Source organism: Paraburkholderia bryophila, from assembly GCF_003269035.1.
Taxonomy (GTDB): domain Bacteria; phylum Pseudomonadota; class Gammaproteobacteria; order Burkholderiales; family Burkholderiaceae; genus Paraburkholderia; species Paraburkholderia bryophila.
Map to the genome: position 1 here is coordinate 38627 of NZ_QLTK01000001.1, position 19858 is coordinate 58484.

At 60.5% G+C, this 19858-nt stretch carries 23 protein-coding genes; 14 read left to right on the forward strand and 9 right to left on the reverse strand.

Features of this window, described 5'->3' with window-relative positions:
* Positions 1 to 72 precede the first annotated feature (72 nt).
* From flgM to BX591_RS00195, 3 genes are all read left to right on the forward strand, one after another.
* Complete coding sequence (flgM, locus tag BX591_RS00185) at positions 73 to 384, forward strand: flagellar biosynthesis anti-sigma factor FlgM (protein ID WP_111928759.1); 312 nt, start codon at positions 73 to 75, stop codon at positions 382 to 384.
* A gap of 197 nt (positions 385 to 581) precedes the next feature.
* Positions 582 to 899, forward strand: a complete 318-nt coding sequence (locus tag BX591_RS00190) for a hypothetical protein (protein WP_111928760.1) — start codon at positions 582 to 584, stop codon at positions 897 to 899.
* Between the two features lie 8 nt (positions 900 to 907).
* A complete protein-coding gene (locus BX591_RS00195; protein ID WP_176343043.1) occupies positions 908 to 1669 on the forward strand; it encodes a hypothetical protein in 762 nt (253 codons plus the stop codon).
* Between the two features lie 74 nt (positions 1670 to 1743).
* Here BX591_RS00195 and BX591_RS00200 read toward each other — a convergent pair whose 3' ends face one another.
* The 3 genes from BX591_RS00200 to BX591_RS00210 are packed head-to-tail and all read right to left on the reverse strand — an operon-like array spanning position 1744 to position 4324.
* On the reverse strand, positions 1744 to 2253 hold the full coding sequence (locus tag BX591_RS00200; protein WP_111928762.1) for a flavin reductase family protein: 510 nt from the start codon (positions 2251 to 2253) through the stop codon (positions 1744 to 1746).
* A 32-nt stretch (positions 2254 to 2285) separates the two neighbouring features.
* Positions 2286 to 3314: a methionine synthase gene (locus tag BX591_RS00205; protein ID WP_111928763.1), complete on the reverse strand. Its 1029-nt coding sequence runs from the start codon at positions 3312 to 3314 to the stop codon at positions 2286 to 2288.
* A gap of 26 nt (positions 3315 to 3340) precedes the next feature.
* Positions 3341 to 4324, reverse strand: coding sequence for a DUF1852 domain-containing protein (locus tag BX591_RS00210; protein ID WP_111929320.1), 984 nt, complete (start codon positions 4322 to 4324; stop codon positions 3341 to 3343).
* Between the two features lie 238 nt (positions 4325 to 4562).
* Between BX591_RS00210 and BX591_RS00215 the strand changes: the two genes are divergently transcribed.
* From BX591_RS00215 to BX591_RS00230, 5 genes are all read left to right on the forward strand, one after another.
* Positions 4563 to 5471: a LysR family transcriptional regulator gene (locus BX591_RS00215; protein WP_111928764.1), complete on the forward strand. Its 909-nt coding sequence runs from the start codon at positions 4563 to 4565 to the stop codon at positions 5469 to 5471.
* Positions 5472 to 5624: 153 nt separating this feature from the next.
* On the forward strand, positions 5625 to 5969 hold the full coding sequence (locus tag BX591_RS00220; protein WP_111928765.1) for an ArsR/SmtB family transcription factor: 345 nt from the start codon (positions 5625 to 5627) through the stop codon (positions 5967 to 5969).
* A complete protein-coding gene (locus BX591_RS36835) occupies positions 5959 to 6108 on the forward strand; it encodes a hypothetical protein (protein WP_244146915.1) in 150 nt (49 codons plus the stop codon). The genes BX591_RS00220 and BX591_RS36835 overlap by 11 nt, the downstream gene beginning before the upstream one ends.
* Positions 6045 to 6464 carry an SRPBCC family protein gene (locus tag BX591_RS00225; RefSeq protein WP_244146927.1) on the forward strand — a complete coding sequence of 140 codons (420 nt, stop codon included), beginning with the start codon at positions 6045 to 6047 and terminating at the stop codon, positions 6462 to 6464. Before BX591_RS36835 ends, BX591_RS00225 begins: the two co-directional genes overlap by 64 nt.
* A 15-nt stretch (positions 6465 to 6479) precedes the next feature.
* Positions 6480 to 7097, forward strand: coding sequence for a YdeI/OmpD-associated family protein (locus BX591_RS00230; protein ID WP_111928766.1), 618 nt, complete (start codon positions 6480 to 6482; stop codon positions 7095 to 7097).
* 200 nt (positions 7098 to 7297) lie between these two features.
* Here the strand turns inward: BX591_RS00230 and BX591_RS00235 are convergent, their stop codons facing one another.
* On the reverse strand, positions 7298 to 7711 hold the full coding sequence (locus BX591_RS00235) for a PPC domain-containing DNA-binding protein (protein ID WP_111928767.1): 414 nt from the start codon (positions 7709 to 7711) through the stop codon (positions 7298 to 7300).
* A gap of 199 nt (positions 7712 to 7910) precedes the next feature.
* On the reverse strand, positions 7911 to 8795 hold the full coding sequence (locus BX591_RS00240) for a LysR family transcriptional regulator (RefSeq protein WP_111928768.1): 885 nt from the start codon (positions 8793 to 8795) through the stop codon (positions 7911 to 7913).
* A 151-nt stretch (positions 8796 to 8946) separates the two neighbouring features.
* On the opposite strand from BX591_RS00240, the gene BX591_RS00245 reads away from it, so the two are divergent.
* Positions 8947 to 9978 (forward strand): NAD(P)H-quinone oxidoreductase, encoded by a 1032-nt coding sequence (locus BX591_RS00245; RefSeq protein WP_111928769.1) that lies wholly within the window; start codon positions 8947 to 8949, stop codon positions 9976 to 9978.
* 121 nt (positions 9979 to 10099) lie between these two features.
* A complete protein-coding gene (locus BX591_RS00250) occupies positions 10100 to 10528 on the forward strand; it encodes a lipocalin-like domain-containing protein (RefSeq protein WP_111928770.1) in 429 nt (142 codons plus the stop codon).
* A 99-nt stretch (positions 10529 to 10627) separates the two neighbouring features.
* Here the strand turns inward: BX591_RS00250 and BX591_RS00255 are convergent, their stop codons facing one another.
* From BX591_RS00255 to BX591_RS00270, 4 genes are all read right to left on the reverse strand, one after another.
* The gene (locus tag BX591_RS00255; RefSeq protein WP_111928771.1) at positions 10628 to 12352 is read right to left on the reverse strand and encodes a cobaltochelatase CobT-related protein; all 1725 of its coding nucleotides are present in this window, start codon (positions 12350 to 12352) and stop codon (positions 10628 to 10630) included.
* Positions 12349 to 13326: an AAA family ATPase gene (locus BX591_RS00260; RefSeq protein ID WP_111928772.1), complete on the reverse strand. Its 978-nt coding sequence runs from the start codon at positions 13324 to 13326 to the stop codon at positions 12349 to 12351. The genes BX591_RS00255 and BX591_RS00260 overlap by 4 nt, the downstream gene beginning before the upstream one ends.
* Before the next feature lie 140 nt (positions 13327 to 13466).
* Complete coding sequence (locus BX591_RS00265) at positions 13467 to 14882, reverse strand: NAD(P)/FAD-dependent oxidoreductase (protein ID WP_111928773.1); 1416 nt, start codon at positions 14880 to 14882, stop codon at positions 13467 to 13469.
* Between the two features lie 18 nt (positions 14883 to 14900).
* The gene (locus BX591_RS00270) at positions 14901 to 15314 is read right to left on the reverse strand and encodes a nuclear transport factor 2 family protein (RefSeq protein ID WP_111928774.1); all 414 of its coding nucleotides are present in this window, start codon (positions 15312 to 15314) and stop codon (positions 14901 to 14903) included.
* Between the two features lie 320 nt (positions 15315 to 15634).
* On the opposite strand from BX591_RS00270, the gene BX591_RS00275 reads away from it, so the two are divergent.
* From BX591_RS00275 to BX591_RS00290, 4 genes are read left to right on the forward strand one after another with little or no spacing between them, the layout of a single operon-like run.
* The gene (locus BX591_RS00275; protein ID WP_111928775.1) at positions 15635 to 15844 is read left to right on the forward strand and encodes a DUF3311 domain-containing protein; all 210 of its coding nucleotides are present in this window, start codon (positions 15635 to 15637) and stop codon (positions 15842 to 15844) included.
* Positions 15845 to 15856: 12 nt separating this feature from the next.
* The gene (locus BX591_RS00280) at positions 15857 to 17242 is read left to right on the forward strand and encodes a sodium:solute symporter family protein (protein ID WP_111928776.1); all 1386 of its coding nucleotides are present in this window, start codon (positions 15857 to 15859) and stop codon (positions 17240 to 17242) included.
* A gap of 20 nt (positions 17243 to 17262) precedes the next feature.
* A complete protein-coding gene (locus BX591_RS00285) occupies positions 17263 to 18921 on the forward strand; it encodes an amidohydrolase (protein ID WP_111928777.1) in 1659 nt (552 codons plus the stop codon).
* Complete coding sequence (locus BX591_RS00290; RefSeq protein ID WP_111928778.1) at positions 18918 to 19856, forward strand: CobW family GTP-binding protein; 939 nt, start codon at positions 18918 to 18920, stop codon at positions 19854 to 19856. Before BX591_RS00285 ends, BX591_RS00290 begins: the two co-directional genes overlap by 4 nt.
* Positions 19857 to 19858 lie beyond the last annotated feature (2 nt).

Here is a 19858-nt window from a genome sequence, read left to right on the forward strand (position 1 = left end):
CGCTTCATGGCGCAGGGTGAAGATTTCAAACGCGGGACCGTTAAAGGATTCAACAGATGGGGAACATATACCATGAAGATTGAATCCGGCAATTATCCGCTCGCGGCTCGGCAAAGCGGCGCACGAGGCGCAACCGTCAATAGCGATGCGGAGGGCGCGGTCGAGTCCGTGCAACAGGTCGGCGCCGCCGACGCGCAGAATTCGACGGTCAGTCTCTCGGCAAGGTCTGCGGTGCACACCTCCGGCGATTCGGACATCGACACGGCGAAGGTCGAGTCGATCAAGGCCGCGCTGCGCGACGGTAGCTACCAGATCGACGCCGGCAAAATCGCCGATGGCATGCTCGGCCACGCGCGTGATTTGCTGCAAACGAAAACGGCCTGATCGTAGCCGCCTATAGGACAGCCGTCGGCGTAACGCTATCGAGCGCTTTGCCGCCCCTCTTCCCGTAAGATTTCCACGCGCTCAACGCGGCAACGACGCGCGTCTGCCTGCCCTCGCCTGTCGCCTGACGAATGAGGGAATAAACGGCCCTCGCAAATAGTCTTGCAAGGAAAGCAGACACGGAAGAGGTGGTCAAAATGGACATCATCGGCATGGCCCGCGCGTCGGGCATGGCAGTCATCCTCGACGGCAGAATCGGCCGCGAGGAGTATCAGAGCGTATGCGGTTCCATAACGGCGTTACAGCGCTTCGCCGAAGCGATACGTCATCGTGCAACGAATCAGAACGATGCGATAACGCAGCGGTCATCGGCGGCCAGGCCCTCTGCCCGGCTAGCCTTACGTCTCATTCGATTGCGCACGGCGCACCTTGCCCGCACGAAGCGGGCGCGCCGTACTCACCAGAAAGCGGTTGCTAAGGCAATGGCCGGCAGATTCGCCGCGACCGCGAATTGAACATCCCGATGCAATCCATTCTGCGCCGTTTGCAACTCGGGTCGGGTGTGGTGCTGCTCGTCTATCTTTTTCTCCACCTGGTCAATCATGCACTCGGGATCTGGTCACTGGAGCTTGCCGGACACGGACTCGCCCTGGCGCTGCGACTCTGGCGCAGCAAGGCCGGCACGGTCGCGCTGTACGGTGCGGCGTTGCTGCATTTTTCGCTGGCGGTGCGCACGATCTATGACCGTCGCCACTGGACGTTGCCACCCGCCGAGTGGATCCGCCTTTGGGCAGGCCTTAGCCTGCCGCTGCTGCTCATCCGCCACGCGGTGACAACGCGCCTCGCGTCCTCGCTCTATGGTTTTGAACCCGACTATGAACGCGTCATCGTCGCGCTGCTCATGAGCGGCACGCAGGGTTTGCAACTTGCTCTGCTCGCGCCCGGCTGGATCCACGGATGCCTGGGACTGTGGTTCCGGTTGCGCCACTATCCGTTGGCTCGCCGGTTGAAGCCTGCGCTGCTGGCACTCGTCACGCTGTTGCCGCTGCTGTCCGCGCTGGGATTTTTCCGGATGATGCGCGCCGTCGAGGCCAGGAACCTGACCCTTCCTGCGCTCGATCCGAAGCTGGTTGCACATCAGTTCGCCCTCGAAGGCTGGCGTCATAACCTCGTCACGTTTTATCTGGCGGTGATCGCGAGTGCTTTTATCGCGGGCCAGTTGCGCAACGGGCTTGAGCGTCGACGATTGCAGAAAGAGCTCGATAGTCGGCGCGACGTTGCGTAATGGCGGCAGCTTTTGTCCATCGTCGTGGTGACTTCTAATCACGGGAGTGAGCCGATCGAATGCCGCGTAATCGCTCAAGCCGCGCCATGCGCGGCGATGTTGCGGTATTGCCCTTTGAAGTACAGCAGTGGCTGCGTCGTCGTCGCTTCTTGCCGGTCTAACGCTTTCACTTCTCCAATCACGATCAGGTGATCGCCCGCGGCGTGTTCGGCGTAAATTTCGCAATCGAGCCAATGGAGGCTGCCGGCAATGATCGGATTACCCAGCGGCGATTCGCACCAGTCGACTCCGTGCCACTTGTCCGTGCCACGTCGAGCGAACTGGTTGGAGATCCTGACCTGCTCGTCCGACAGGATATTGACCACGAATCGACCTGACTCGCGAATCCTGGGATAGCTGGCCGAACTGGACATTACGCTGAACGAAACCAGCGGCGGGCTTGTCGACACGCTATAGAACGACTGGCAGGTGAAGCCGATCGGCTCACCATCGACGTATGACGCAATCACCGTGATACCGGACGCGTAATGCCCGAGCGATTCGCGAAAGCTCAATGGCTCGATGGCCGTGTTGGAACGTGACATGGTAGATACCGAATACGGGGGGCGGCTCGGAATTAGTTCGACAGTGCTTTCCGGACGATTTCCGCGCCCGCACTCAAGGCTTCCAGCTTGCCTTTCGCTATGGCACGAGACAGGGGAGCCATGCCGCAGTTGGTGCAAGGATAGAGCTTGTCGGCATCCACAAACTGAAGTGCTTTTCGCAACGTGCTGGCGACTTCCTCGGGTGTTTCAACGGTATTGCTAGCCACGTCGATGGCCCCGACCATCACTTTCTTGCCGCGGATAAGCTCGATCAGTTCCATCGGAACGTGCGAGTTGTGACATTCCAGCGAAACCATGCCGATACTGGATTTTTGCAGCTTGGGGAAGGCTTCCTCGTATTGCCGCCACTCCGACCCCAGCGTCTTCTTCCAGTCCGTATTGGCCTTGATGCCATAGCCATAGCAAATATGCACGGCGGTTTCACACTTGAGACCTTCAATTGCCCTTTCCAGGGTCGCGACGCCCCATTCATTCACCTCATCGAAGAAAACATTGAATGCGGGCTCGTCGAATTGAATGATATCGACGCCGGCGGCTTCCAGTTCTTTCGCTTCCTCGTTCAGGATCTTTGCGAACTCCCAGGCCAGCTTTTCGCGACTCTTGTAATGATCGTCGTAAAGCGTATCGATCATCGTCATCGGGCCGGGCAGCGCCCATTTGATGGGTTGTTTCGTTTGCTGGCGCAAAAACCTGGCATGTTCGACAAAGACCGGTTTTTGTCGGGCAACCGCATCGACCACCGTCGGCACGCTCGCATCATAGCGATCGCGAATTCGAACAGTCCTGCGGTTCTCGAAATCGACGCCGCTGAGGTGCTCGATAAACGTGGTCACGAAATGCTGGCGCGTTTGCTCGCCGTCACTGACGATATCGATGCCCGCATGTTGCTGTTCCTGCAGCGACAAACGCAAGGCATCCTGTTTGCCCTCGATCAATCCCTGATCCTGCAATTTCCAGGGTGACCAGAGTTTCTCGGGCTCCGCAAGCCAGGAGGGTTTGGGTAAGCTGCCGGCAGTTGAAGTAGGTAATAGTTTTTTCACGGTAGACAACCTTGCTTTTTTGTTAATCAAAGAGCGTAGCCAGCGGACCACTTCTCAAGAATGGTTTGGTATGGTTTGATAAATTGCTCCTCGACAAACCTTCCCTGCTCAACTGCCAGCCGGCTACGTTCTTCCCGATCGTAATCAATTCGAGTCAAAGAAAAATCATGGTGCGTCAAACTGGGCTGATAGGATTTTCCTGCGGGAGAATTCGCATTGTAAATTTCGGGCCGGTAAATCTTCTGGAAGGTATCCATCGTGCTGATTGTGCTGATGAGCTCGAGATTGGTGTAATCGGCAAGCAAGTCTCCGGTAAAGTAAAAAGCTAAAGGCGCAACGCTATTCGGAGGCATGAAATAGCGAACCTTCAACCCCATCTTTGCGAAATATTCGTCAGTCAACGAGTATTCGTTCTGCTGGTACTCGACCCCTAATACAGGGTGCTGATTGACCGTCCGGTGATAGGTCTTGCTACTCGAAACGCTTAGACATATAACGGGTGGCTTGGTGAAATTATCCCAGTAAGCGCTGGAATTCACAAAGCATTTGAACAGATTTCCATGCAGATCCCCAAAATTATCTGGCGTGCTGAACCCGGGCTGTTCCTTGTTGTGCTCCCGCAATACCACACTGAAGTCATAATCTCGTACATAAGAGGAAAAGTTGTTCCCCGCAATGCCTTCAATGCGTTTGCCGGTTTTTCGATCGACAATATTCGTCTTCAATATTTCGATCAAGGGGAGCGCGTTACCACCGCCCTCGCCCTCGAGATTCATCGCTACGGAAATTATTTCAAGCTTGACCGCATAACGATTGCCTTCAGGATTATCCCAATGCGCCAACGCATTGAAACGATCGTCAATCATTCTGAAGGTGTTGCGCAAGTTCTCCTCGCGGCTCTTTCCTCTAGCCAGATTCGCGAAGTTGGTCGTGATACGCGTATTTTCTGAAGGATGATAGTCTTCATCGAAACGGATGCTGTTAATAGCAAATGTGAATTCTTGACTCATGATGATCTTGCACCCTGATTTCTGAAATGAAAACTGCGTTCGTTCCTGGTTTTTCAATGCTTCCCGCAGGAAACCAATGGTCATGCTCACGGCGCGGCGTACGCGTTGTTTCGCGTAGGGACCCTATGCCGTGTTGCGATCAGAAGAAAAGTGACTGGAAGCGATGATATAGTCTCCGTTGCATGAATAAAAATGGATTTATTTCATGCAACCATTAAATTTGTTCATGGAGTGAGCGATGCTGGATCGCAATCATCTGATGGTCGTGCGGGAAGTGGAACGGCAGGGTTCGCTCACGGCCGCAGCCGATAAGCTCAATCTCACGCAGTCGGCGTTAAGCCACGCGGTGAAGAAGCTCGAGCAGCAGCTTGGTACGCCGGTGTGGACGCGCGAGGGACGTTCCATGCGGCTCACGCAGGCCGGACAGTATCTGCTGCGCCTCGCGAACCGGATGCTGCCGCAATTCGAACTCGCCGAAGAGCGAATCAAGCAGTACGCGCAGGGCGAGCGCGGCACGTTGCGCATCGGCATGGAATGCGCGCCGTGCTATCAATGGTTGCTGAAGGTGGTGTCGCCGTATCTCGCGCGCTGGCCCGATGTCGACGTCGACGTGAAGCAGCGCTTCCAGTTCGGCGGCATCGGCGCGTTGATCGGCTATGAAATCGACGTGCTCGTCACGCCCGACCCGCTCAAGAAGCCCGAGCTGCATTTTCAGCCGGTGTTCGATTACGAGCAGGTGCTGGTGGTCGGCGATAACCACACGCTGGCCGCAGAAGCGTATGTCACGCCGGAGCAGTTGGCGCATGAGGTGCTGATCACGTATCCCGTCGAGACGGACCGGCTCGATATCTACACGCAGTTCCTGACGCCCGCGAACATCATGCCGAAGCGCCACAAGGTGATCGAGACGACCGACATCATGCTGCAGATGGTGGCGAGCGGCCGTGGCGTGGCGGCGTTACCTCGCTGGCTCGCGGAAGAATACGCGGAATGGATGCCGCTCACGCCCGTGCAACTTGGAAAGAAAGGTATCGCGAAGCAGATTTTCCTCGGCACGCGCAAGACCGATGACGACATCGATTATCTTGCGGCGTTTGTGAAGGCGGCGCGGGAGTGGAAATGGGCGGACGCGAAGATGCGAGACTAGTTTTGCGTTGGGACGTGGGACCACCCGAAGCGCTCGCCAGCAAGCCGCCATTTGCCGCGTGCCGCTATCGCCCGATCGCCACCGCCCACGCCTCCAACCCGCCCACCCCCAATAGTTTTCCAAACAGAAAACCATCATGCTATAGTTTTCCACATGGAAAACTATTCTTCATCGCTCAACGGTGTGTTCCACGCGTTGGCCGACCCCACCAGGCGATCCGTGATTGCGAGGCTTGGCAGCGGCCCTGCATCGATCAAGGAGCTGGCAGAACCATTCGGTTTGGGTTTGCCTTCGTTTTTGAAGCACATCAAGGTTCTCGAAAGCAGTGGCCTTATTGCATCAGAGAAAGTAGGACGCGTGCGAACCTGCAAACTTAGACGCGGCAATCTGACGGCTGCCGAAAAGTGGTTCGACCAGCAGCGCGCGGTTTGGGAAAACCGGTATGAAAACCTCGATAACTTATTAACGTCCCTGAAAGGCGAAGACGATGAGAGCTGACCTCCAGCTTGACTTCCTTGTTAACAAAGAAAAAACACCATCACCATCAAAAGAGAGTTTTCTGCCAAACGACAGCTGGTTTGGGATTGCTACACGAAAAGCGAGTTTCTCGATCGGTGGTTTGCGCCTAAACCTTTGACCACGAAAACCAGATTTATGGATTTCAGTGAAGGGGGACATTGGCACTACGCGATGGTTGAACCCAATGGCCAGGAATACTGGGGGCGCATGGACTATCAAACCATTCGACCCATCGACAACTACACCTCGCTCGATGGCTTTTGCGACGACACCGGCAAACTGAATCCGGACTTGCCCAGATCGAAATGGAATGTCACCTTCTCGGATCTTGCGGCGCATACCCTTGTAGAGACGGTCGTTTCCTACACGTCGTCCGAAGCAATTCAACAGGTCATCAATATGGGACTGAAGGAGGGTCTAACCTCGACTCTGGAACGTCTGGACGAACTTCTTTTAGTCCTCGACCAGGAATAAAAGGACCGCCATCCGATGCCCACGCCAAAACACAATTCCAAGGTCGATGCCTATGCCGAAAAGGCCGAAGACTTTGCGAAACCCATCTTCGCTGACCTGCGAGCGCTCATCCATGCAACCTGCCCTGAGGTAATTGAGGAAATCAAATGGGGGATTCCTCATTTCGACTACCAGGGCGACATGATGTGTATTTTCGCGGCTTACAAAAAGCACTGCTCCTTCACGTTCCATAAGGATGCACTGATGAGTGATGCGCGTCTCAAGGCCAATTCCGGCCTCCCAACCGCCAGGCGTTTTATGGGTAAGCTGACTGAGGTTGCGGATTTGCCCTCGGACCGGGAGCTCAAATCCTGGATCAAGGAATCCATGGCCCTCAATGACCAGGGCTTGAAACTTCCGGCACGGGAATCCAAACCGCCCAAAGAAGTCGACATGCCTGCAGCATTCGCCGAAAAACTTCAGGCGAACCCGAAGATCATAAAGATTTTCGAGAGCAAATCGCCATCGTTTCAAAAGGAATACAACGTCTGGATTGGCGACGCGAAGACTGAGGCAACACGCGACAAGCGCATCGAAGAGGCGATGGCCTGGATCGCAGAGGGCAAGGGACGTTTCTGGAAATATGCGAAGTAGTAGCCGTCCGTTTCCAGGCGTTAGCACAACGCGGAATCGGCCATAAAAGAGCATTCTCCGGTGGCGTTCAATTTTTCGAAGCGAGCCGAAACGGATCGACAGCCACGTCTCGCCAGACCCGAGATGTGGCTGTGATTCGGCTTATCGGCCCTTCTGGAACCGCGATCAAGGCATGTTGACTGCCGAACGGCGTGCGCGACTCAACCCGGCTTATCTCGCGGCCCGTTATGGATCATCAGTTCCAGGAACCCGGTAACGGGATCGAACTCCCGCGAGAAGCGATAGCCGGGCACCCACGCCAGCAACAGTTCGGCCGTCGTGCGGACCCTGCACCCATGCGCCACATGGCCGCCACATACCTGACCGTGCGCGTCGGCCACGCTCATATGCAGATGTGCGCCATCGGGTGAGACCGAGCCGGCTAGCGTCAATATTTCCAAGTCACCGTGCAGTTCGGTCGGCGCCTCGGCACCGGCGAATCGCAATTGAGCCACGCTGAGACTCCCGATACCCTGGATAACGAAGGCTGCGTGCAACTCACGCTGACGCAACACGTCTTCGATGGCGGCACGCAAATCATCGCCGGGAGACAGGCGTAAAGGATAGGCTTGCATGGTCGGTCACAAGGTTGATGTGCCGGTCAGGTTAAGTCGGAACCGGGGCTTCGGCAAGCGGGCCTTGTGCGCTTGCCATGAGTGCAACGCGGGTCGATCGAGCGGCAGTAGCCGATCACAAGACGACGGTTAGAACATCGCGTGAACCATTCGCGTGCTGCATCAACCGGTCGCTCGATAAAAGCTAAACCGCACACGCCTATCTGGCGTGACTTGTGTGATCTTCGAACGCGCCGACGATGTGCTCGATCATCGCTGTGATGCGCGCGGTATGCCGAAGGTCCTGATGCGTGACGAGCCAGATTTCGTAGACCGCCCCACGTGCGGGTTCCGGCCATATCTGCACGAGTCCGTCGTGTTCACCCAGATGGACAGGCAACTCACCCATGCCGATGCCGGCCTTTACCGCGCTGCGCAGCATGAGGCTGGTATTGAAAGTCGAGACGATGCGCCCCGCGCTTATCGGCTCTCCAGCAAGCGTCGGCGATCGATTACCCGTGCCGTTTCCCTGATAGACGACGAGATCGTGACCTGCAAATGCAGAGCCGGCAGCAGGCTTGCCGTACCGCTCGATGTAGGCATGCGAGGCAAACAGCGCCATGGGCCAACGGGCGAGACGCCGCGCGACGAGATCGGGGTTGTCCGGCCTCACCGACCGCACCGCGATATCAGCCTCCCGCTTTGCCAGACTAAGCATGCGCGTCGACGTGTCCAACAGCACGCGCACGTCGGGATGCACGGCGTGCATCCGTTCGATAGCGGGCAGCAGGAATTCGAGCGCGATCGAGTCGGTGCTGGTGACTCTGACGTCGCCCGCAAGCCGCGTATCCGTGCCTTGAGTTCGTCTGACGAGTTCATGCGCGGCGTGTTCCATTTTCTCCGCCGATTTCAGCGCGACCTCGCCAGCGGCGGTCAACGCATAGCCCTCCGAGCCACGCAGAAAGAGCGTGGCTCGCAGCGCGTGCTCCAGTGCCGCAATTCTTCTGCCCACCGTCGCCTGATCGAGATTGAGCGTTCTGGCCGCTCCACGGAGCGTTTTTTCACGCTCCACCGCAAGAAACACGCGTGCGTCGTCCCAGTTCATCGTGCCACCCTCCTGATGCAAATTTGCATCTATCAGTGCGAATAATGCTGCGCGAATTCATCGATGTCGAGACCTATACTGATTTCACGCGGTCCTCGTACGTCGATCCACGCGGATCGAACGAGCCTCATTCATAGAAGGAGTGGTATCCATGTCTGCTGCAACTTTTAGCGTGCCGTCGTCGATGACGGCCATCGAGATCAAACAGCCCGGCGGCCCCGAAGTTCTGGTGCCGACCACGCGCCCGGTGCCCACGCCGGCCGGCGACGAAGTTCTGATTCGCATCCACGCGGCCGCCGTCAACGGACCGGACGTGTTCCAGCGCAAGGGCTTGTACGATCCGCCCCCCGGCGCTTCCGATATTCCCGGGCTCGAAGTGGCGGGCCAGGTGGTTGCCGTTGGCGCGGACGTGACGCAATTCCGCATGGGCGAACTGGTGTGTGCATTGATTCCAGGCGGGGGTTATGCGGAGTACGCGGTCGCGCACGCCTCCAATACCATGCGTGTCCCCAAAGGCCTGACACTGGTCGAAGCGGGCGCCATGCCTGAGACGTTCATGACGGTATGGCTGAACCTGTTTCAGCGCGGCAAGCTGGTTGCCGGCGAATCGGTGTTGATCCACGGCGGCGCATCGGGTATCGGCACGACGGCGACCATGTTGGCGAAGGCGTTGGGCGCCGCGAAAATCATCACGACCGTGGGCTCGCAGGCGCATCGGGAGGCCAGCCTCGCGCTGGGCGCGGACGTCGCGATCGACTACCGCGAGAACGATTTCGTCGCGGAAACGAAGCGGTCTACCGGCGAGCAAGGCGTCGACGTGATTCTCGACATCATCGCTGGGGACTACGTGGGCAGAAACTATGAAGCCGCTGCCATGGACGGACGGATCGTCCAGGTGGGCGTGATCAAGGGACCGGCGAAGGATCTCAACATCGTGCCGATGTTGACCAAGCGCCTGACGCATATGGGCTCGACGTTGCGGTCGCGCACATCGGCGGACAAGGCGAGCATCATCGACGAACTGGAGCGGCAGGTCTGGCCGCTCATCGAGAGCGGCGCAATCAGGCCGGTCGTCTATAAGACGTTTGCGCTTGCCGATGCGCGCGGCGCGCATGAGCTGATCGATTCAGGTACGCACTTTGGAAAGATAGTTCTTACGACCGGGGCCGATCTCATTGGGTGATATCGGAACTTCACCATCGCTGCTAATGTTGGAGCTGGATCGCCGGTTTTCGTGAAAAGCAGGCGCTCCCCCCGACATTCGACAGGCAGCTAGATACAGGCAAACCATGACAGGAAAGACTATGTCCGGGCACAACACAAAGCTCCACGGTAACTGGCGACTGGTTTCTTTTGAAACCGAGCGTCAGGATTCAAAGGAACGTACTCAGCCTTGGGGCGCCGCCCCCAATGGCTACCTTATGTTTAGCCCTGATGGCCGAATGATGGTGCTGGTCACCGCACAGACACGCGAGCCAGGCAATACCGACGAGAAAGTGATGGCACTCTTCCGCACCGTGATGGCCTATACCGGACGGTATCGGGTAGAGGCCGACCGCTTCATCGTCAAAGTCGACTCGTGCTGGAACGAAGCCTGGAATGGTACGGAACAGGAACGCCACTACAAGCTCGACGCAGACACGCTCGAAGTCAGTACGGCCTGGATGCCGAATCCGCTAATCCCAGGCAATCCGATAGGAAGGGCGATTCTCCGTCTGCAACGCGAGTCATAGTGCCTACGTTGAATTCGCAGCCAGATCGACAGCGAACACGCAACATGATCGGTGCGGCCTCACCTCCCTCCGCATGACCGGCCGCACCGCCCAGGCGCCCTACCGCCGCGCACCGATCCAGCTCACCACTTCGCCGAACAGCGCCATATCCGGCGGCGTCGACAGATCCACCGCAAGACAACGCCGGTAATACGGACTGAGATCGAGTCCCACCCCAAGCCCCAGTACGTCGACATCGCGCGCCGCTTCATTGCGCGCGACCACCTGCTTCAGATGATTGTCGAGGTAATACGCGTCATTGACCTGCGAGGTCGCGCTGTCCATCGGACTCCCGTCCGAAATCACGATCAAAATCCGCCGCGGCTCCGCCCGCGCACGCAAACGCGTGCATGCCCAATCGACAGCTTCCCCGTCCACGCCCTCACGAAACAGATCCGCCTTGAACAACGCGGCGAGATTCGTGCGGGCACGCCGCCAACTCGTTGCGGCGTCCTTGAACACGAGATGAGCGACTTCGTTCAGACGCCCCGGATGCGGCGGCCTGCCACCGGCCAACCAGTCCAGCCGCGCGCGCCCGCCATTCCACGCGCCGGTGCTGAAACCGAGCACTTCCGTCGCGACGCCGGCCTGATCGAGCGCACGCGTGAGCACGTCGACGAGCACCGCGATCGGTTCGATATGCGCCCGCATCGACCCCGAACAGTCGATCAGAAAACTCACCACGCAATCGGCCACCGGCCGGTAGCGATCGAGCAGAAACAGACGCCGCTCGCCCGGCGAACTGACCAGTTGCGCGAGCCGGCGGCCGTCCACACGCCCCTGTTCTTCGCCGAACGACCAGCCGTCGCGGCGCGGCACGGCAAGCGCCGCCTTCAGCGCATACGCAAGCCGTGGCACGTTGATGCGTTGCGCGGCGATGCGTTGGTCGAGTTGATCGCGATATTGCGCGAGCAGTTCGCGGCGGATTCCCGTGGCGGGCACGAACTCGCGGTCGTAGCGCGTCGTGTAGGCCTGATAGCGCTGGTTCGCCTCTCTCAGCACGCGGCTGTCGCCGGTGGCCGCGAGCCCCATGTCGACCTGCTCGCCGGCGTCGGAATCGAACCATAGCGCGAACATCACGCGCACGGCTTCATCGTCTTCGAGTGCGTCTGCCTCGTCTGCCGCGGACTGTCCGCGCGCTTCGCGCATCATCGCACCGACGAGGCGCGCCAATTCAAGCGCATGAAGCGCGAACCCACCCTGCTCCGCCCGATGCCGCCGCATTGCCGCGAGCGGCACGCCCAACGTCGGCGTGATCGCGGCGCGCGTCGCTTCGATCAGGCCTTCGCTTTCCTCCAGCACGGGCCAGCCCGACAATCGCGACCAGACGATCTGCGCAACCGTATAAAGCAGAATCCCGAGGTGCCCATCCGCCAATCCCGCCCGACAGAACGCGCGCGACCACGTTTCGAAACGATGCCGCAGATTGTGCACAAGCCCCCGCATCGCAACCGGCGCCAGCGCTTCGCAACGCAATTGCTCGAACAGTTCGAACAGAAGACGCTCGACCGGCTCCGTCGGGCACCGGCTCGCGTGCAGCGTCGCGTCGGAATGCGTGAGCCGCAACGCCGCGCCATCGGCAGCGCCGCGCAGCGAGGCCAGATCGTCCACTTGCGGATCGGTGCGCAGATGCGGCGCGTGCAACGGCAGCGGACGCAGCCCGCGGCACAAACGACCGGCGCGGTAGTGCAATTGCGCGTCGCCGGTGAATGCGCGCGCGGCCGCCGCGCACAGATTCTGGCGCTGCTCCGCGCGCCGCGCCGCTTGCCGTTCGGCGGCGCTCATTGCGGCTCCGTGGAGCGGACCTCGCTGTCCAGTTCGCGGTCGAAGCAGCGCTGAAAATATTCGCCGACGATCGCCCGTTCGGCCTCGTCGCATTTGTTGACAAACGTGAGGCGGAACGCGAGCGCCGGGTCGCGGAAAATCTGGCAGTTTTCCGCCCAGTCGATCACCGTGCGCGGCGACATCAGCGTCGACAGATCGCCGGTGGCGAAGCCCTTGCGCGTCAGATCGGCAACGCTGATCATCGATTCGATCAAGCGGCGGCCGGCCTCATCGGCCAGCTCCGGCACGCGCGCCTGCACGATGCTCGCCTCTTCGTCGCGCGGCAGGTAATTGAGTGTGGCCACAACGTTCCAGCGGTCCATCTGCGCGTGATTCAACAACTGCGTGCCGTGATACAGGCCGTTCAGATTGCCGAGCCCGACCGTATTGGTCGTGGCAAACAGCCGGAAAAACGGATGCGGATGAATCACGCGATTCTGATCGAGCAGCGTGAACTTGCCGTCGCGTTCGAGAATGCGCTGGATCACGAACATCACGTCCGGCCGGCCCGCGTCGTATTCGTCGAAGATCAACGCCATGGGACGCTGCAGCGCCCACGGCACGATGCCTTCCTGAAACTCGGTCACCTGCAGATCGTCGCGCACGACGATCGTGTCCTTGCCGACCAGATCGAGGCGGCTGATATGACCGTCGAGATTCACGCGCACGCACGGCCAGTTCAACCGTGCGGCGACCTGCTCGATGTGGGTGGATTTGCCGGTGCCGTGCAAACCCTGCACCATCACCCGCCGCTCGCGCATGAAGCCGGCCAGAATCGCCAGCGTCACCTCGGGATTGAAGCGGTACACCTCGTCGATCTCCGGCACGTGGTCGTCGCGTTCGCTGAAGGCCGGCACCATCAGGTTCGAATCGATGCCGAACGCCGTGCGCACCGAGACCATGCGGTCGGGCCGGACTGTCGGGATTTCGGTCACTGCGTTCTCCTCTGTGCTGCGCCGGCCGGGCGTATGCCATGGCCGGTCTCACGACAAGGGCCGCGCGCACGGGAATGAGGGCGCGGCCTCGCCGGTTTATCATACGCAGTTTATTTTTTCGATACAAATCATTCCGTTTTTTACGATTTCTCGTCGCGACGGAAGTACATCTCGTACAGCATCCGCTGCCCGATCCGCCGGAACGGTGCGAACGGATGCCCGGGCAAGGGCGACGCGAAAATCGGCAACGTCTCCTTCGCGCCCTTCCCCGCAATGCGCTCGGCGAGCCGCCGCCCCGCCTGCTGCGAATACGACACCCCGTTGCCGCCGTAGCCGAGCGCGTAGTAAATCGTCTCGCGCGGATCCGGCTGAAACACGCGCGGCATCATGTCGTGACTGACGTCCACCCAGCCCCACCACGAATAGTCGATCGCGACGCCGCGCAGCGCGGGAAACTTGCGCACCATGCCGTCGACCAGCAGGTCGTAGTGGCGCGGATTCGGCGCGTCGGCGCCGGTGATCGCGGAACGGCTGCCGATCTGCAAACGGTTGTCCGGCAGGAAGCGATAGTAGAAACGCAGCGTGCGCGTATCCGTGAGCACCTGGGTCGTGCGGAAATTGCACGCGGCGATTTCCTGCGCGGTGAGCGGACGCGTCACCATCGAATTCGACAGGATCGGCATGATGCGGCTGCGCAACGAAGCATGCAGCGTTTGCGCCGTATAAGCGCCGGTCGCGATACCCACGGCGCGAGCGCGAACCATGCCGCCCGGCGTACGCAGATGATGAATTCCGTTGATGGTCTCCCAGCCGAGCACCGGACTCGCCGGATGCACCTTCGCCCCGGCTTCGCGCGCGAGCCGCAGGTAGCCGAACGCGAGCTTCAACGCATGAATACCGATCCCTTCGGGCTCGTGCAGCGCGCCGGCCGCCTCCGCGTCGTTGACGTACTCGCGCTGAAACGTCTGCCGGTCGATCAACTCCGACGGATAGCCGAACACGTCCTTCCAGACCTTGGCCTCGGCGGCGAGCTTGTGCATGATGCGCGGCCGGTGCGCGATCAGAAAATGACCGCCGGGTTGCGGATCGCAATCGATCTCCGCGATCAGCGACTTGAAGTTGTCGAAGCCTTCCTGAATCTCGTCGTGCATTTTCAGCGCGACGTCCTTGCCCCAGCGCTCGATCCATTGCGAACGCGACAGCCGTCCCGACGCGTTCTGGCCTTGCCCGCCGTTGCGGCTGCTGCAGCCCCAACTGGTCTTGTTGGCCTCCAGCACGACCGCCTTGATACCGTGCTCGCGGGCCAGACACAACGCCGTTGCGAGCCCCGTATAGCCGCCGCCGATGATCGCCACGTCCACCTCCACGTCGGCGGTGATCGGGCCATCGTCGGCGGGTGGCGTGCCGGCGGTCGCGACCCAGTAGGTCGGCGCGTACTGCTTGCCCCAGCCCGGCCCGGGGGACACCAACGGGTCATAGGTGGGATCGTAGCGGGTATCGTCCTCGCGCTCCGACGAGAGGCGCTGCGCGACGCGTTCGATTTCACTGTGCTCCATCTGCGGCTCCTGTGAGCATCAAACGTTCTGCTTCGGACGTTCCTTGCGGAAGGCGCGCTTGACCGCGATCAGTCCGTCGCGGAACTCGAACAGATCGCAGCCTTCCGCCTCGATGCGCCAGCCCTCCGCATGGGTGCCCGTGAACACCCATTCGGACACGCCGCGCGCGCCGCTCACGCTGTGGCGTCCCTGCCCCCAGTGCGCGTCGGGGAAGGTTTTGAAAACGGCTTCGAAGGCCGCGCGCGTCGCCTCTCTGCCAACGAAACGCGTGCCGAATACGTCCGGTCCACCGGCTGCGTCGAACACGCAGTCTTCGGTCATGAAGGTCATCAACGCCTGCGCGTCGTGACGATTGAAGGCGTCGGAAAAAGCGGCCAGCGTCTCGGCCGTGACGTGCGGTTGTGCGGTTTGTGCGGTTTGCGTTTGAGCCATGAAGCTCTCCTCCTGAATGGTTTTCGGTCACGCATGGGATGCCGCCACCGACCCGGCGATCCGTGCGGAAATTGTAGGCAGGGGGTTTGTCGGCCGGGTAGGTCCAGTGCCGGGCTTTCGCCTGGTACAGCACGCCACGGCGCGGCTTGCGATCCCGTTTGGCGCGCGACGCACCGTCGGGAGTTCGTCGCCTATGCGGCGTACACTGAATTGGACTCAACGAGTCCCGCCAACTGGCTCTATGGTTCTGTTTTTTTGTTCGGCAACACTGGTGCTCAGGCTCGCTTAATCATCCACGACATCACCTGCGAGGAACCAAGGTGCTCAAACTGTTCATTGGACTCGGCATTCCGTATCTAGGCGTGATCGGCCTGCTGCCGTGGGTGGCAACCGTCGACCGCTTCGTACTCGGCGTGCCGTTCATCTACGCGTGGATCTTCGCGTGGTTCATTCTCACTTCCGGCTGCCTGATGATCTGCTGGCGCGTATTCGACAGTCGTCACGACGAGTCCCACCCGCAAAACCGCTAAAGGAGTGTCTGGATGGCCACCGCCGTATTCCTCGGTTTCATCGCTTTCTCGCTGTATCTCGCGATCCGCTCGAACAAGGGACGCGGCCCGCAAAGCCTGCATGACTTCTTCGTGGCGTCACGGCAATTCGGCGCCTACCTGGTGTTTTTCCTCGCCGCCGGCGAGATCTACAGCATCGGCACGATGGTCGGTTTTCCGGGCGGCATCTACGCGAAAGGACCGACGTACGGCGTCTGGTTTCTCGGCTACATTCTGCTGGCCTATCCGGTCGGCTATTTCATCGGCCCTAAAATCTGGCAGGCCGGCAAACGCTATAACGCGATCACGCTGCCCGATCTGTTCAAGGGCCACTTTCAGAGCCGGCCGCTGGAGTTGATCGTGGCCGCCTCCGCGATCGTATTTCTGCTGCCGTGGGGCGAATTGCAATTCACCGGACTCGTCGCCGCGTTGAACGGTCTCGGCTGGCACTTCAAACCGCTGTATCTGATCCTGTTCGCCGCGCTACTCGCGTTCACCTATATCGCGATCGCGGGCGTACGCGCCTCGGCCTATATCGCCGTGTTGAAGGACATTCTGATGGTCGCCGCGATCGTCGTGACGGGCGTCGCCGTGGCCATGGAAACCGGCGTGACCGACGTTTTCCACGCCGCCAGCCTGCATGTCAGCAACCGGATGAATTCGCATCAGCTCACCTTCTCGATGAGCACGATGCTGTTCCAGTCGCTCGGCTTCTACGTCATGCCGTTCGCGGTGCAGAACTTCTTCACCGCGAAGAGCGCGAACACGATCCGCCGCACGCAGGTCGCGATGCCGCTCTACATGCTGATGTATCCGTTCCTCGTGGTCGCCTCTTACTACGCGATCAGTCAGAACCTGCAACTGGCGTCGCCGAATGAAGCCTTCTTCGCCGCCGCGATCCGTCTGCTGCCTGGCTGGTTGCTTGGGCTCGTCGCCGCGGGCGCGTCGTTGTCCGGGCTGCTGGTGCTGGCCGGTATCTGTCTCGCGATCGGCCCGATCGTCACGCGCAATCTGCTGCCCGGCATGCCCGAGTCGCGCCAGAAGAAAGGCGCGAAAGTGGTGATCGTGCTGTACCTGGTGGTGTCGATCGTGATGACGCTGGCCACGCCGAATCTGATGCTCACGCTGATCAACACGACCTACTATGGCGTCACGCAGTTCTTTCCGGGTGTGATGATCATTCTGTTCGGCCTGCGCGTGCGGCCCGCCGCGATTGCTTGCGGCCTGCTGGCCGGCCAGTTGCTGGCGGTCATTCTGTACCTGCTGCAGATCGACCTTGGCGGCTTCAACCTGGGACTGCTGTGTCTCGGCGTGAACCTGCTGGTGCTGACCGCGGTGAACCTCACCGCGAAAGCGAGCCATGCGCATGCGTTGCCCTGACCGAACCACTTTTCCTGCCCATGACACAGTCAGATAGCCGAAGCCCGATCCAGGTGTTCGTCGCGAAGAAGATCGTGACGATGAACCCGATGCAACCCCACGCCACCCACGTCGCGATTCGCGACGGCAGGATTCTGTCGGTAGGCGATGCGCAGGAGGTGAAGCAATGGGGCGACGCAGAGATCGTCGACACCTTCCGCGACAAGGTGCTAATGCCCGGTTTTGTCGAGGCGCATTGCCATTTGATGGAAGGCGCCATGTGGGACGCCGTCTATGTCGGCTACTACGACCGCCGTGGTCCCGACGGCCGGCGCTGGGCTGGTCTGAAAACGCTGGACGCCGTGATCGGGCGTCTGCGCGAAGCGCAAGCCGACCTGCCGTCCGCCGACGCCCCGCTGCTTGCGTGGGGCTTCGATCCGATCTTCTTCGGCACGCAACGCATGACGGTGCGCGAACTCGACACGGTATCGGCCGAGCGCCCGATCGTGATTCTGCACGCGAGCGTCCATCTGATGAACGTCAATTCGCCGATGCTGCAACGCGCGGGTATCGACGAGGAAACCGATATCGACGGTATCGACAAGGACAGCCACGGCCAACCGACTGGCGAATTGCAGGAGTTCGCGGCGATGTTCCCGGTGTACCAGGTGATCGGCGGCGGCCTGTCGATCGCCGCGAGCGAGAGCGTCGAGGCGATCTGGAATTTCGGCCGCGTCGCGCAACTCGCGGGCGTGACGACCGCCACCGATCTCGTCAACGATTTCTCCGAACGGGGCAATCGCAATCTGCGCGAGGTCACCGGGGCGGCGGATTATCCGGTGCGGATCATGCCCGCGTTCGCGCCGCAGCGCAGCCCCGAAGGCGGCGCGCAACGGGTGCTCGACGCCATCGAAACCGCCACGCCGAAGCTGCATTTCGGGCCGGTCAAATTGATCGTCGACGGATCGATTCAGGGCTTTACCGCGCGGCTGAAATGGCCCGGCTATCTGAACGGCAAGCCCAACGGTTTGTGGCTGATTCCGCCGAGCCAGTTCGTCGAAGTGTTCACGCCATTCCATCAAGCTGGCCTGCAATTGCATGTTCACACCAACGGCAACGAAGCGACCGAACTCGTGCTCGACGCGTTCGAGCAACTGCTGACGCACTATCCGCGGCGCGACCATCGGCATACGCTGCAGCATTGCCAGATGGCGGACGCGAGCCAGCTCGCGCGCGCGGCCAGCCTCGGCCTGTGCATCAACTTCTTCTCGAATCACCTCTACTACTGGGGCGACGCGCATTACACGCAGACCATGGGCGCCGACCGCGCGAACCGCATGAACGCGGCGGAATCCGCGCGACGTCTGGGCATTCCGTTCGCGTTTCATTCCGATGCGCCGATCACGCCGCTCAATCCGTTGTTTACCGCGTGGTGCGCGGCGCAACGCGAGACGTCGTCGGGTCGCATTCTCGGGGCGAGCGAACGCGTACCGGTCGCGGATGCGTTGCGCGCGATCACGTTGGGCGCCGCTTACACGCTGAAAATGGACCACCTCGTGGGCAGTATCGAAGTCGGCAAATTCGCGGATTTCGCGGTACTGGCGGAAGATCCCGCGGAGGTCGCTCTGGAACGGCTCAAAGAGCTCGAAGTGTGGGGCACGGTGCTCGGTGGCCGCATCTTCCAGGCGCCGGCGGGATGAACGCGATTCCGCTCGTGGTGATCGGCGGCTATCTCGGCGCCGGCAAGACCACCCTGCTCAACCACGTCCTGACGAACGCCGGCACGCGCCGCATCACGGTACTCGTGAACGACTTCGGTTCGATCAATATCGACGCCGCGCTGATCCGCGAACGCACCGACGACGTGATCAATCTGGAGAACGGTTGCATTTGCTGTTCGATCGGCGGGAGGCTGGTCGACGCGCTGCTCGCCATCAGCTCGCGCGACGATCCGCCGGACCTGCTGATCATCGAGGCGAGCGGCGTGTCGGACCCGCTTCGCATCGCGCAGATCGGTTTGCTTGGGCGGGCGTACCGGCTCGACGGCGTGGTCGTGCTGGTGGATGCCGAGCGCATCGAGGCAACGCTGGCCGATCCTTATGTCGGCGATATCGCGCAACGGCAGATTGAAGGCGCCACGGCCCTCGTGCTGAACAAGATGGATCTGCTCGACGAGACCGGGCGCGCGACGGTGAAGGCGCGTGTCGAAGCGCTGGCGCATAGCCGCGTGATGATCGAGGCAAGTCATGGCGCGGTGCCGACCGGTTTGATTTTCGACTGTCAGGCGCTGCCCGACCGGCCTTACAACCGCGCGCCGCTTTCCGCCGCGTCGACCACGGCCACCTCCGCGCCCGCGGCGCTCAGCAGTTTTTCGTTCGTCACCGACGCGTGCCTGAGTCGCGGCAAGCTCAAGGAAGCGCTGCAAGGTTTCTCGGCGAAGCTACTGCGGGCCAAGGGTTTCGTGCGGCTGGACAGCGACGGCGCGTTGCATGAACTGCATGTGGTCGGCCGCCGTGTGCTGATGACGGCATCGCCTGATCGACCGGCGGCGGAGTCGCTGATCGTGCTGATCGGCATGTTCGATCGGGACGACGAGTCGCGCGCAAGAGCCGCGCTCAGCGCAGCGGAACTCTGACA

Bases quoted from the DNA above. Each gene is read 5' to 3' on its own strand.
- BX591_RS00270 (WP_111928774.1), bottom strand. From the start codon at position 15,314: ATGGCTCAAACGCAAACCGCACAAACCGCACAACCGCACGTCACGGCC.
- BX591_RS00190 (WP_111928760.1), top strand. From the start codon at position 582: ATGGACATCATCGGCATGGCCCGCGCGTCGGGCATGGCAGTCATCCTC.
- BX591_RS00215 (WP_111928764.1), top strand. From the start codon at position 4,563: ATGCTGGATCGCAATCATCTGATGGTCGTGCGGGAAGTGGAACGGCAG.
- BX591_RS00290 (WP_111928778.1), top strand. From the start codon at position 18,918: ATGAACGCGATTCCGCTCGTGGTGATCGGCGGCTATCTCGGCGCCGGC.
- BX591_RS00230 (WP_111928766.1), top strand. From the start codon at position 6,480: ATGCCCACGCCAAAACACAATTCCAAGGTCGATGCCTATGCCGAAAAG.
- BX591_RS00195 (WP_176343043.1), top strand. From the start codon at position 908: ATGCAATCCATTCTGCGCCGTTTGCAACTCGGGTCGGGTGTGGTGCTG.
- BX591_RS00220 (WP_111928765.1), top strand. From the start codon at position 5,625: ATGGAAAACTATTCTTCATCGCTCAACGGTGTGTTCCACGCGTTGGCC.
- BX591_RS00210 (WP_111929320.1), bottom strand. From the start codon at position 4,324: ATGAGTCAAGAATTCACATTTGCTATTAACAGCATCCGTTTCGATGAA.
- flgM (WP_111928759.1), top strand. From the start codon at position 73: ATGAAGATTGAATCCGGCAATTATCCGCTCGCGGCTCGGCAAAGCGGC.
- BX591_RS00235 (WP_111928767.1), bottom strand. From the start codon at position 7,711: ATGCAAGCCTATCCTTTACGCCTGTCTCCCGGCGATGATTTGCGTGCC.
- BX591_RS00285 (WP_111928777.1), top strand. From the start codon at position 17,263: ATGACACAGTCAGATAGCCGAAGCCCGATCCAGGTGTTCGTCGCGAAG.
- BX591_RS00280 (WP_111928776.1), top strand. From the start codon at position 15,857: ATGGCCACCGCCGTATTCCTCGGTTTCATCGCTTTCTCGCTGTATCTC.
- BX591_RS00240 (WP_111928768.1), bottom strand. From the start codon at position 8,795: ATGAACTGGGACGACGCACGCGTGTTTCTTGCGGTGGAGCGTGAAAAA.
- BX591_RS00250 (WP_111928770.1), top strand. From the start codon at position 10,100: ATGTCCGGGCACAACACAAAGCTCCACGGTAACTGGCGACTGGTTTCT.
- BX591_RS00245 (WP_111928769.1), top strand. From the start codon at position 8,947: ATGTCTGCTGCAACTTTTAGCGTGCCGTCGTCGATGACGGCCATCGAG.
- BX591_RS00265 (WP_111928773.1), bottom strand. From the start codon at position 14,882: ATGGAGCACAGTGAAATCGAACGCGTCGCGCAGCGCCTCTCGTCGGAG.
- BX591_RS00255 (WP_111928771.1), bottom strand. From the start codon at position 12,352: ATGAGCGCCGCCGAACGGCAAGCGGCGCGGCGCGCGGAGCAGCGCCAG.
- BX591_RS00200 (WP_111928762.1), bottom strand. From the start codon at position 2,253: ATGTCACGTTCCAACACGGCCATCGAGCCATTGAGCTTTCGCGAATCG.
- BX591_RS36835 (WP_244146915.1), top strand. From the start codon at position 5,959: ATGAGAGCTGACCTCCAGCTTGACTTCCTTGTTAACAAAGAAAAAACA.